Genomic DNA, 12,438 nt, shown 5'->3' with positions numbered 1-12,438 from the left:
AAGCAATCCAGGAGTTTATGAATGAACGGTACATTTTCCAGCCTTCTGCTTTTATTAGCGGTTGCCGTTATTCTTGTCTGGCTCTTCAGAAGGGTGAAATTGCCGGCAATTCTAGCCTACTTGGTTGCCGGTATTATTGCCGGGCCCGATGTTATGGGCTGGATAGCTGACCCGGATGATTATCATTTGGTTGCTGAGCTGGGTATTGTTTTGCTCCTGTTTTCGCTGGGGCTTGAGTTCTCCTTACCGAAGATGATCGCGATGCGGCGGTGGGTATTCGGGTTAGGTGCGGCTCAGGTTCTTGGTTCCTTGTTAATCTTTTTGCTTATTGGGTTTATCTGGCTGGATGAATGGGCTGCATCTCTGGCTATTGCTGGAGCGCTGGCGTTGTCCTCTACTGCGGTTGTTATCAAGCAATTAAAAGAAAGCGCACAGACGTCAACCCGTCGCGGGCAGATGAGTGTCGCCATTTTGCTGTTTCAGGATATAGCGGTGGTACCACTGCTTATTATTATTCCTTTACTGGCCTCCGATAATGGCAACATTGGCTACACCTTATTATTGGCTCTGGCGAAGGGGGCCGCTGTCATTGCGGTGCTCATGACTATAGGCAAATGGGTCTTACCCTATTTATTCAAAGAAATAGCCAAGCAAAGAACCGATGAGCTGTTTGTTCTGGCGACACTTCTGGTCGCACTGGTTGCAGGTGGTATGACTCATGTTTTCGGTCTTTCTATGGCGTTAGGTGCTTTTTTAGCCGGAATGATGCTGGGGGAAAGCCAGTATAAACACCAGTTGGAAGCCGATATTCGCCCATTTCGCGATATTTTAATGGGCTTGTTCTTTACGACCATAGGCATGCAGCTTCAGCTTTATGGTTTCGTCCAGAATTTTCACTGGATACTGCTGGCTTTGATTGTAATGGCCGTTATTAAAATTGCTTTAATTAGCTCGGTAGCACGTTTTATGGGCGAGCGGGACGAAGATGCCTGGGGCAGTGGTATTTCGCTATTTCAAATGGGGGAGTTTGGCTTTGTCATTGTCGCCTTGGCAAGCAGTCATGGTCTACTGAGTAAAGAGATAGTCACCAGTATGATAGGTATTGGTGTATTGAGTATGGCGATAACACCCATTGTGATTCATCGTCTGAAATCTTTGGTGAATCTGGTCGTCCGCCATCCTGACCCTCTAGTCGATATTGAGCAGCAACGAACCTCAGGCAGTGAAGGGTTGGAGAACCAGGTACTTATTTGCGGCTTTGGCCGGGTTGGTCAAACCATGAGTCGATTTTTGGACGCCGAGGGAATTACTCACATAGCTGTAGATAATGACCCCATGCGAGTTCAGGAAGCCGTTGCCGGTGGCGCCCGTGTCTACTTTGGTGACAGCGCCCGAAAAGACATCTTACGGGCGGTAGGAGCCGAGAGTGTCGATCTGATTATTATCAGTTTCGCTGATGATTTGCGCGCACTTGAAGTACTAAAAGAGCTTCGCCAGTTAAACCCCGAGGCCTACATTATTGTACGGAGTCGTGACGATACAAGATTGACTCAGTTACAGGAAGCCGGTGCATCGCAGGTGGTACCGGACACACTGGAAGCAAGCTTAATGCTTATTTCTCACGTGCTCAGTCGTAGTGGTATTCCAATACGTCGTATTCTTGCGCGGTTAGATAAAGAAAGGCGTAACCACTACGGTGAAATGCATGGGTTCTTTCAGGGGAATGAAACTGAAATTACACCGGAACTGGCTGACAAACTTGAGTTTTTACGTGCTTTAACCTTACCGGAAGGTGCCTGGGCGACGGGCAAACGCATTGATGAATTAGACTGGGACAAGCATCAGGTGCAATTAAAAGCTTTACGGCGTGACGACGAGGAAATTCCGGAGCCTGATAGTGATACCGAATTACAACCGCAGGACGTGGTCTTGTTGGTGGGTAAACCGCGTTATGTTGAGGCCGCGGAACGGTGGTTACTTGAAGGCTGAAACAGTCAGTTACAACTTAGTGCCGGAATCACACAACTGGCAACAGTTAACGTCTAACATTTTACATTATTAACAGCAATAGTAATGCTGTGAGTTAACCAATTATGAGAACAATAAAAAATGAAATTTAAAAAACGAGCCTTTATTCCGCCGTTAATTATTGTTGGAGCTATCGTTTTATCGATACTTGCAAGCATGTCTGCGGAGCCGCCAAAACAGAAAGATACAAGTAAACCCGCTGCGATGGTTGAAATTCTGGAAGTGAGCCCTCGTGACATGACCTTTATCGTTGATTCTCAGGGAACGGTAAAGCCAAAGCATTCAACCACACTGGTTGCAGAAGTGACCGGACAGATTGTCGACGTTGCTGAGAATTACCATGCCGGTGGGTTTTTCAAAAAAGGCGATATGCTGGTTCAGGTTGATCCGTCTGATTATGAAGTTGCAGCCCAGCAAGCTAGGGCTAACTTGTTACAGGCTCAGTCCGAGTTAGAACAAGAGAAAGCGCGTGCCCGGGTTGCTGAAGAAGAATGGTCGGCATTTAAAGAAGGGAATGCTCCTGAACTGGGCTTACGCAAACCGCAACTGGCCAGTGCCATTGCTGCAGTAGAGTCAGCCGAAGCTAACGTCGCCAAAGCAGAGCGTGATTTAGAGCGGACCACCATAAAAGCCCCATACGACAGCGTACTTCGCAGTAAAGAAGCTAACCTGGGACAGTTTGTGTCAACGGGCAGCCAAATAGCCCTGGTTTTTGATACCCGCACCGCAGAAGTCCGGTTGCCATTAAGTGACCTTGATATGACTTATATTCTTGATCCGGCCGTTGCTGAAGAAGCGCCCCGAGTGCAGTTAGAATCTATGGTTTCCGGTGAGTCGGCAACCTGGCAGGGACGTCTGGTTCGGACAGAAGGCGTTTTAGATGAAAACAGCCGGGTTATCTATGGTGTTGTAGAAGTTTCTGACCCTTACAACCTGGGTGAAGAGACACATCCTATTCCTTTGCGCTATGGGCGTTTCGTGCAGGCTAAAGTTGAGGGCACTGTGGCTCAGGGAGTTATGGAAATTCCTACCTATGCACTGAATCCTGATGGGTCTGTCTGGATTGTTCCTGAGAGTCGCGAGCTGGAAAAACGTGATGTTGAGGTTGTGCGAACTCAGGGCAATACAAGCCTTATAAGCTCCGGACTGGAAAGTGGAGATAAAGTGGTGCTGACGCAGCTGAAGAATGCGTTACCGGGTATGAAGGTACGTTTGCCCGGCGATCCACTGCCAGAGCAAATGGAAACAACGGCTAAAACAGATGAAAACGGTGAGAAAAAAGCCGAAGACTCTGAAAATGTAGGCGGGTAAACATCATGACGACTGAAAAACAAACCGGTCTGATTGCGTGGTTTGCACGCAACTCGGTAGCCGCAAATTTATTGATGATCATTATTCTGGTTGCAGGCGCGCTGTCAGTATTTACTGTGCGCAAGCAAATGTTTCCTGAAATTGAACTGAATATTATCAGTATCCAGGTACCTTTCCCCGGTGCTGCGCCACAGGAAGTGGAGCAGGGCGTTATTATGCTGATAGAAGATGCCATTGAGGATGTTGATGGTATCGAAGAGATGACCTCTCAGTCGCGCGAAGGCGGCGGTAGTGTCACTTTGGAAGTTGAACCTGACTATGACGTGCAAGTTGTCATGGACGAGGTGAAAATGCTGGTGGATGCCATTCCTAACTTCCCTCAGCAAATCGAGAAACCGAATATCTATCGGGTAAGACCACAGCGACAAGTTATCTGGATGTCGGTTTATGGCGACCTGGATGAGCGCTCCCGTAAAGAGCTGGCGAAGGAAGTCAGAGATGAGCTCAAGACTGTCGGCGGCATAACCAAAGTTGATGTGGTTGGTGACCGTGATTATGAAATTTCGGTTGAGATTTCTCAGCAGGATCTTGAACGCTACGGACTGACCTTCTCACAAATTGTTGACGCGGTTCGCGGAACCTCAATTGATGTTGCTGGTGGTTCAATAAAGACCCCTAACGGTGACATTTTACTGCGAGCCAATAACCAGGCTTACGTTGGCGGTGAGTTTGAGAAAATTGTTTTATTAAGCCGTGCTGACGGTACGCGTTTAACTCTGGGTGATATAGCCAAAGTAGAAGACGGTTTTATTGAAGAAGAGTCTTATACCCGCTTTGACGGTAAGCCGGCAACTTTTGTCCGCGTACAGTCAGTGGGCGATCAGAACGATCTTAAAATAGCAGAGTACGTCCGGGGCTATACGGAAAGAAAAAATGAAGAGCTGCCCGACGGCGTTCAGGTAGCAAAGTGGGGCGATTCGTCTTATTACCTGCAAGGCCGCTTAGACTTAATGATGAATAATATGTGGATGGGCGGGCTGTTGGTCTTCCTTATGTTGTCGTTATTCTTACAACTGCGTTTGGCGTTCTGGGTCATGATAGGTATTCCGGTGTGCTTTTTAGGCACCATTGCGTTAATGCCGCTGCCGATGTTTGATATCTCAATTAATATGATATCGCTGTTCGGCTTTATACTCGTGTTAGGGATAGTGGTGGATGACGCGATAGTCATAGGGGAAAGTGCCTATACCGAAATAGAGGAAAACGGTAAAAGTATCGATAACGTTATTGCCGGAGCTAAGCGTGTGGCAATGCCGGCCACCTTTGGCGTACTAACAACTATGGTTGCCTTTGTGCCCATGTTGACGGTTGAAGGAGGTATGGGTGCTATTTGGGAGTCTATTGCCTGGGTCGTTATTCTTTGTTTGGCCTTTTCCTTAGTGGAGTCAAAACTCATATTGCCAGCGCACATCGCTAATATGAAGTATTCCAAACAGAAAGGTGAAAAAGCCAACGCTTTCCAACGTTTTCGCAATAAATTCGCGAATGCAATTAAGTCTTTCGTAGATAATTACTATCGACCGTTCCTCAAAAAATGTCTGCACTACCGTTATACAACGTTAGCAACCTTTGTCGGTATGCTGATTCTGATGGTCGGTCTTATGAGTGGCGGTATTGTACGTTGGGTTTTCTTCCCGGATATTCCTAGCGATTTTATTCAGGCGAATGTGGAGATGCAGCCCGGCACCTCAGAAACTCGCACCATTGAAGTCCTGAACAGCGTGGAAAAGTCACTCAACGACGTGAACAGTCGGATTAAAGAAAACGACGGTGAAGCCGTTGTCCGTCATACCAATATCTGGATGGATGGCAATACTGCCGGTACGGTATTTGTAGAACTGAAAAAAGGTGAAGACCGCCAGATAGACGGGTTTGAAATTGTGAACCAATGGCGTGAAGCTGTTCCCGAATTGGCTGGAGTGCGAGCCCTTAATTTCCAGGGAAGCATGAGTGGCGGTAGTGGCTTTGATATTGAGTTTCAGTTAGTCGGTGAAAACCTGGATGAACTGAAAGCCGCAGCTGATGAGCTTAAGCTGGAACTTGCCGACTATGACGGGGTATTTGATATTGAAGATACCTTTGGCGACGGTAAAGAAGAAATTCTTCTGCAGACCAAACCGTTAGCGACTGCTATGGGGATTAATCTGGCTGAACTGGCTACTCAGGTGCGCTATGCCTTCTACGGTGCTGAAGCCCAGCGCATACAGCGAGGCGACGAAGAAGTTAAAGTCATGGTTCGTTACCCCCGTGACCAGCGTGAGTCCGTTGGCAACTTGCAGGATATGAAGCTGCGTGGTCCTGATGGTTCTGAAATTCCATTTACAGAATTGGCTGATATTGAGTTCGCTGAGGGTTATAGCACCATTACCCGTATTGACCGCCAACGCTCTGTGAACGTTCGTGCGCGGGTCGATAAAGATACAGTAGAACCTTTCCGCGTTGTAAATGAAGTTCGTGAACAAAAAATCCAACCAATTCTGGATAAGTACCCTAGTGTTAACTTCCAACTCCAGGGTGCGACTCAGGATGAAGCTGAAGCAACAGGCTCTCTTGCTCTTGGCGGTTTTTTGGCAATGTTTGCGGTCTATGCCTTAATGGCAATTCCGCTAAAATCCTATAGTCAGCCGCTTATTATTATGTCAGTGATTCCATTTGGTGTTATTGGCGCCGTTATCGGGCACTGGGTTATTGGTATGCCGGTCAGCATCTTAAGTTTGTTCGGCATCATTGCGTTAGCCGGGGTTGTGGTCAACGATAGTCTGGTCATGGTTGACTACGTTAACCGTGCCCGGGAAGTTGGAACGGATTTACGTAAGGCCGTGCTCGATGCCGGTTGTCGTCGCTTCCGCGCAATAACCTTAACTTCCTTAACGACTTTTTTCGGTTTGCTTCCGATTGTGCTGGAGAAGAGCCTGCAGGCTAAGATGGTTATACCAATGGCAATATCACTGGCCTTTGGTATTATCTTTGCAACGGTCATTACCTTACTGTTAATACCCTGTTTGTATTTAATTTTGGCCGACAGTAAACGAGGCATACGTACCATGTTGTCTTGGTATGGGCTGGCTAAGCCACCGGAACCTAAGGACATGAGTACTAAAGAGGCGTTGGAAAACTACTAAGTGCTCTCATCACTAAAAGAAAGCCGGAGCTAAGTCTCCGGCTTTATCGTATGGTCAGTCATAAACTGGTAAACTAACCATAATAAACTGTTAAATTATAAACTGAACCACTCCAGAGGAAACGCTGACATGTTGCTGTCACTTCTTGATTTTGCCGCATTGCTATTTTTCTTTTTCTGCTGGATAGGCTACTCGTTGTTTGCCCGCAAACGAGCCAGAACCACGCATTGTCTGTCGAGTATTTTGTGCTCGCTAAGAATCGACTGGTTTACTACTGTCATGCACAAAGAAAACCAAGTTGCCGATGCGTCGCTTATCGGTAACGTTGAACGAACGGTTACTTTTTTTGCATCTTCTACTATTTTGGTGCTGGCCGGTGTTATTACGGTATTAGCCCATGCCGATGAAGTTGTGCTGGTGTTAAATGAAATTCCGATGAGCCCCGATACCAGTTCTATTTTGGTGCAGTTTAAGCTGTCGGTGTTAGCCATTATTTTTATTTATGCCTTTTTTAAATTTACCTGGTCTATTCGCCAATTTGGCTTTGTGTCGGTGCTGCTGGGAGCTTCAGTCGAATATCATCAGGGCAATAAACCCGAAGAAGAACGTCGACGTTTTGCCATGCATGCAGCGAAGGTACTGGATCAATCCGGACATGAGTACAATAAGGGTCTGCGTACATATTATTTCGCTTTAGCATATTTATCCTGGTTTCTGCATCCCGTCGTATTGATTGTTTCGAGCGCGGTTGTGGTAGCGGTACTCTATCGTCGTGAATATCGTTCGCGGGTATTACGTGAATTGCTGGCAACGAAGGGTTATGTGCCGGGGAAAAAATAATAGGAGACGGTTGTGAATAAGGTATTTTCTGATTTTCTTGCCTGGACCTGTGAACATGAATGGGGTTGTAACGAGGGTCATGACTTAACACTGAGCGATGGCACAAAATTGTCTGTATGGGATAGCGGCGTATTAGAAGTTGCGCCGGTCAATCCCGGATACAAAGATATTGTGTTGTCCTGTGCTGTTCATGGCAATGAAACCGCTCCTATTGAAATATGCCGGGACATCATTAATGACATTATTAATGAAAAGCAGAGGGTAACGCACCGCACGCTGTTTCTGATTGCAAACCCGGCATCGATTAATAAAGGTGAGCGTTTTGTTGAGGAAAATATGAACCGGTTGTTCAGCGGAGCGCACAGCCAGGGCGATACACACAATAAGGAACGTGAGCGTGCTGCTAAAATTGAGCGTTACGTAGAACGATTTTATCAGTCAGCGCCGGAAGGTCAGCGCGAGCGCTTCCACTATGACCTACATACTGCAATCCGCGACTCTAAACGTGAGAAATTCGCGGTCTATCCGTTTACTCATGGTGCACCTTATAGCCGCAGGCAACTGCAGTTTTTGCTTGCCTGTGGAGTTGATACGGTATTATTAAACCAGGCACCGACAACGACATTCTCATACTTCAGCGCTCGCCAGTTTAACGCTTGTGCATTTACAGTTGAGCTGGGTAAAGTCCGGCCATTTGGCGAAAACGACCGAACTCAGTTTGCCGCAGCGGAAACCTCTTTCCGTAAATTGATTGGAGAAGCTGAGCTGGAATTTGGTCCCTTCGAGCCAGAACAGCACTATGTATTCAAAGAGGCACAAACCATTAACCGCACGCAGCCGGATTTTGAGCTAAACTTTGCGGATGATGTTGCTAACTTCACCTCTTTTAATAAAGGGGCGTTACTGGCTCGGGATGGTGGCCAGGCGCGTTATGCGCAGCACAATGAGGAACATATTATTTTCCCTAACGCCAAAGTGGCTTTGGGGCACAGGGCGCTGTTAACCGTAGTACGAGTACCAACGGATTCGCTCGATTTAGTCTGAAATCAATGAGCTTAAGTTGCCGAACTTTTTAATGACTGTTCGTTTCTATTTACACTTAGCGCACTCAGTTTTCATTAGGCTGTGGTTTGCATGTCACTTTACGTAAAGGTAAAGTAGCGGCAATTTCCAACCCAGCTTAAAACCGAAAGAGAAGGTTATGGTCAAGGATAAAAAACACAACACAGAAATTGTGACGAAACCGAAATGGTTTGATAAAGACTCTGTCACAATTCCGATGCTGCAAATCTTAAAAGAAGATGGCAGTTTTCATAAAGATGCGGACATGCCGGAATACGATAAAGAGCTGATCGTGAAAATTCACGACACCATGCAATTTATTCGTATTCTTGATGAACGCATGATTGCCGCTCAACGTCAGGGTCGCATCAGCTTTTACCTTGCTTCCCGCGGTGAGGAAGCTGCAAGTGTGGCTTCTGCGGCGGCGCTTGATTTCGGTGACATGATCATGGGTCAATACCGTGAGCAGGGCGCCTTAGCGTATCGTGGCTTTACCGTTGAGCAGTTCATGAATCAACTGTTTTCCAACGAAAAAGACTTAGGCAAAGGCCGTCAAATGCCGGTTCATTATGGCTGTGCTGACTTGAATTTTATGACCATTTCCTCGCCGTTGGGAACACAAATTCCACAGGCAACCGGCTATGCGTTTGGTCAGAAAATGGATAAAACCGGCAAGTGCACCATTTGTTATTTTGGTGAAGGTGCCGCGTCAGAAGGTGATTTCCATGCTGCTCTGAACATGGCTTCGGTCTATAAAGTGCCGGTTATCTTTTTCTGTCGTAATAATGGTTATGCTATTTCTACTCCGGCACAAGGTGAACAATACAGCGGCGACGGTATCGCACCACGTGGTATTGGCTATGGTATGAAAACCATACGTATTGACGGTAATGATGCGTTTGCTGTGTTGAAAGCGACTCAGGAAGCCCGCCGTTTGGCTGTAGAAGAAAACGAACCGGTATTGATTGAAGCCATGTCGTACCGTATGTCTGGTCACTCAACGTCAGATGACCCTACCGGTTATCGTACGCGTGAAGAAGAAGCTGACTGGCAGGCTAAAGATCCGCTGGATCGCTTACAGAAATGGATGATGAACGAAGGCTGGTTAAATAAAGACCATGTTGAAGAGCATCACGCAGAAGTGAAAGCGAAAGTACTGGCAGCGTTGAAAGAGTCAGAAAAAGTACCGGTCCCGCACGTTGATGAACTGATTAACGATGTTTACGACAAGCCGACTGACATGCTGAAAGAGCAGTTAGACGAGTTAAAAGAACACATTCGTAAGTATCCGGATGCTTACAGCAAAACGTCGGGGAGACTGGACTAATGGCTAAAATGAATTTATTACAAGCCATCAACAGCGCGCTAGACCTGGCGATGGCCAAACATGACAATGTATACAGCTTTGGTGAAGACACCGGTGGCTTTGGCGGTGTATTCCGTGCCACTTCAGGTTTAACTGAAAAGTACGGCAAGCAGCGTAACTTTAATACGCCGTTGGTTGAACAGGGCATTATTGGCTTTGCCAATGGTCTTGCTTCTCAGGGCAGTTATGCCATTGCTGAAATTCAATTCGGTGACTACATCTTTCCGGCGTTTGACCAAATAGTGAATGAAACGGCCAAGTTCCGTTATCGCTCAGGTAATGAGTTTAACGTGGGCGGTTTAACCATTCGTACACCGTACGGTGGTGGTATCGCGGGTGGTCATTATCACTCACAGTCTCCGGAAGCCTATTTTGCCCACACACCGGGCATTAAAATTGTGACGCCGCGTAACCCTTATGAAGCCAAAGGGTTATTGCTGAGCGCCATTTTTGATAAAAACCCGGTGTTGTTCATGGAACCGAAGCGGCTGTACCGCGCGTCAACAGGCGATGTTCCGGAAGAAGAGTACACCATTCCATTAGGCAAAGCGGACGTGGTCAAAGAAGGTAAAGATATTACCGTTCTTGGCTGGGGCGCGCAGATGGAAATGATTGAAAAAGCGGTCGAAAAATCGGAAGAAGACGGCGTTTCGTGCGAAGTGATTGACTTGCGTACTATTTCTCCGTGGGATGTTGAAACCGTTACAGAATCGGTTTTAAAAACCGGTCGTTTGGTCATCACTCAGGAAGCGCCTATTACCGGCGGATTCGCGAGCGAAATTGCGGCAACCGTTCAGGACAAATGCTTCCTGTACCTGGAATCACCCATTGGCCGAGTGTGCGGTATCGACGTACCGTATCCGCTGTGTCACGAAAAAGAGTACATGGCTGATCACTTGAAGATTTATGAAGCGATCAAACGCTCAATGAACTACTAAGGACCCATCGACATGAGTAAAGACTTTATTCTGCCCGATATCGGCGAAGGGATCGTAGAGTGCGAAATCGTTGAGTGGCTGGTTGCCGAAGGTGACGAGGTCAAAGAAGACCAACCTGTAGTTGAGGTCATGACTGACAAAGCTATGGTTGAGATCCCGGCCAAAGACGACGGCATTGTGGAAAAGCTGTATTACCAGAAAGGTGATATTGCTAAGGTTCACGAACCGTTGTTTGCGATTAAACCCGCTGACGGATCTTCTGATGAGGCGCCAGCTAAAGACAGCGCGTCTGCTCAAAAAGAAGAGCCGAAGACAGATAAAAAACAAACCTCAGCTGGCGGCGATACAACTGACTTTATTTTGCCGGATATCGGTGAAGGTATTGTTGAATGTGAAATCGTTGAATGGCTGGTGTCTGAAGGCGATGAAGTGAAAGAAGACCAGCCGGTTGTTGAAGTCATGACGGACAAAGCAACGGTTGAAATTCCGGCTAAAGACGACGGTACCGTGGTTAAGCTGTATCACAAAAAAGGTGACATCGCGGAAGTACATAAGCCGTTGTTTGCATTGCAGCCTGCTGGTGGTGTTCAGGAGCCTGGTTCAAATGCTCCGCACAGCCATGTTGAGCCCAAGTCTCAGACTCCGTCATCGGATCCTAAAGCGGAAGCCGAACCGCCAGCGAAGGCGCGTCAGGGCAAAGCAGTTGCCAGCCCGGCAGTACGCCGTCTGGCACGCGAAAGCGATATTAATATTGCTGAAGTGTCTGGCTCAGGTAAAAAAGGCCGTGTGCTGAAGAAAGATATTGAAGCCTTTAAATCGGGTGAGCAGAAGTCAGCGGCATCAAGCGATAGCCAGCAACCGCAGAAGTCAGCAGCTACTAGCGGTGGTACTCGTACTGAAGCTATCCGTGGTGTGAAAGCGGCTATGGCTAAGCAGATGATGAGCTCGGTCAGTACGATTCCACATTTCACCTACGCTGATGAGTTTGATGTTACTGACTTAATCGCATTGCGTGAAAAGCTAAAAGAGCAATACAAAGAGAAGGGTATTCGTTTAACTGTTATGCCATTCTTTATCAAAGCTCTTTCGCTGGCACTGAAAGAATTCCCTGTGATGAATGCACAGGTGAATGAAGACTGTACTGAGATCACTTATTTTGATGATCACAACATTGGCATGGCCGTTGACACCAAGATTGGCCTGTTAGTACCTAACGTAAAACAGGTACAAAACAAAAGCATTATCGATGTCGCTAATGAAGTGACTCGTCTGACTCAGGCATCGCGTGAAGGCAAGTTGCCGCAAGCCGATATGAAAGGCGGTACCATCAGCATTTCAAACATCGGTGTTATTGGCGGTACGGTGGCAACTCCTATCATCAATAAGCCGGAAGCCGCGATTGTCGCTTTAGGTAAGGTGCAGGAACTGCCGCGCTTTGATGCCAACGGTAACGTGGTTGCCCGTAAGATAATGACGGTAAGTTGGTCAGGCGACCATCGTATTATCGACGGTGGCACCATTGCCCGCTTCAACAAACTCTGGCAGGAATACCTCGAAGACCCAACCAGCATGCTGGTAAACATGGTCTGAGATAGAGGCTGAGCCAGAAACAAAGAGTTAGATAAAGCTTCGGAACACGCCGTAAACCCATCCTTGGGGGCTTGTGTGACGCCATCCATGGCGTCACACAGTTCCTTCGCTTTTATCTAAC

Annotated in this window: 8 protein-coding genes; all 8 read left to right on the top strand. The window is 47.2% G+C overall.

Annotated features, from left to right (window positions below; all coding sequences use genetic code 11):
* The first annotated feature begins 21 nt into the window (after positions 1–21).
* The 8 genes from RJ32_RS09485 (at position 22) to RJ32_RS09450 (ending at position 12,317) form a co-directional block, all read left to right on the top strand.
* Positions 22–1,989 carry a monovalent cation:proton antiporter family protein gene (locus tag RJ32_RS09485; RefSeq protein ID WP_034821637.1) on the top strand — a complete coding sequence of 656 codons (1,968 nt, stop codon included), beginning with the start codon at positions 22–24 and terminating at the stop codon, positions 1,987–1,989.
* 120 nt (positions 1,990–2,109) lie between these two features.
* Positions 2,110–3,339 (top strand): efflux RND transporter periplasmic adaptor subunit, encoded by a 1,230-nt coding sequence (locus RJ32_RS09480; RefSeq protein WP_034821635.1) that lies wholly within the window; start codon positions 2,110–2,112, stop codon positions 3,337–3,339.
* 5 nt (positions 3,340–3,344) lie between these two features.
* On the top strand, positions 3,345–6,521 hold the full coding sequence (locus tag RJ32_RS09475; protein WP_034821633.1) for an efflux RND transporter permease subunit: 3,177 nt from the start codon (positions 3,345–3,347) through the stop codon (positions 6,519–6,521).
* 129 nt (positions 6,522–6,650) lie between these two features.
* Positions 6,651–7,361 (top strand): DUF599 domain-containing protein, encoded by a 711-nt coding sequence (locus RJ32_RS09470; RefSeq protein WP_034821632.1) that lies wholly within the window; start codon positions 6,651–6,653, stop codon positions 7,359–7,361.
* Between the two features lie 12 nt (positions 7,362–7,373).
* Complete coding sequence (astE, locus tag RJ32_RS09465; RefSeq protein ID WP_034821631.1) at positions 7,374–8,405, top strand: succinylglutamate desuccinylase; 1,032 nt, start codon at positions 7,374–7,376, stop codon at positions 8,403–8,405.
* A 157-nt stretch (positions 8,406–8,562) separates the two neighbouring features.
* Positions 8,563–9,750, top strand: a complete 1,188-nt coding sequence (locus tag RJ32_RS09460; protein WP_034821630.1) for a thiamine pyrophosphate-dependent dehydrogenase E1 component subunit alpha — start codon at positions 8,563–8,565, stop codon at positions 9,748–9,750.
* A complete protein-coding gene (locus tag RJ32_RS09455) occupies positions 9,750–10,727 on the top strand; it encodes an alpha-ketoacid dehydrogenase subunit beta (protein WP_034821629.1) in 978 nt (325 codons plus the stop codon). The genes RJ32_RS09460 and RJ32_RS09455 overlap by 1 nt, the downstream gene beginning before the upstream one ends.
* A 12-nt stretch (positions 10,728–10,739) precedes the next feature.
* Positions 10,740–12,317 (top strand): dihydrolipoyllysine-residue acetyltransferase, encoded by a 1,578-nt coding sequence (locus RJ32_RS09450; RefSeq protein ID WP_034821628.1) that lies wholly within the window; start codon positions 10,740–10,742, stop codon positions 12,315–12,317.
* Positions 12,318–12,438: the final 121 nt, after the last annotated feature.

Origin of the sequence: Idiomarina sp. 28-8 (genome assembly GCF_000320945.2) — a bacterium.
In the GTDB taxonomy this organism is placed as follows: Bacteria; Pseudomonadota; Gammaproteobacteria; order Enterobacterales; family Alteromonadaceae; genus Idiomarina; species Idiomarina loihiensis.
Note: the sequence above shows the minus strand (reverse complement) of the source record. Positions and strands in the feature narration are given on the sequence as shown.

Coding starts and splice junctions, on each gene's coding strand:
- RJ32_RS09485 (WP_034821637.1), top strand. CDS start 22: ATGAACGGTACATTTTCCAGCCTTCTGCTTTTATTAGCGGTTGCCGTT.
- RJ32_RS09480 (WP_034821635.1), top strand. CDS start 2,110: ATGAAATTTAAAAAACGAGCCTTTATTCCGCCGTTAATTATTGTTGGA.
- RJ32_RS09475 (WP_034821633.1), top strand. CDS start 3,345: ATGACGACTGAAAAACAAACCGGTCTGATTGCGTGGTTTGCACGCAAC.
- RJ32_RS09470 (WP_034821632.1), top strand. CDS start 6,651: ATGTTGCTGTCACTTCTTGATTTTGCCGCATTGCTATTTTTCTTTTTC.
- RJ32_RS09460 (WP_034821630.1), top strand. CDS start 8,563: ATGGTCAAGGATAAAAAACACAACACAGAAATTGTGACGAAACCGAAA.
- RJ32_RS09455 (WP_034821629.1), top strand. CDS start 9,750: ATGGCTAAAATGAATTTATTACAAGCCATCAACAGCGCGCTAGACCTG.
- RJ32_RS09450 (WP_034821628.1), top strand. CDS start 10,740: ATGAGTAAAGACTTTATTCTGCCCGATATCGGCGAAGGGATCGTAGAG.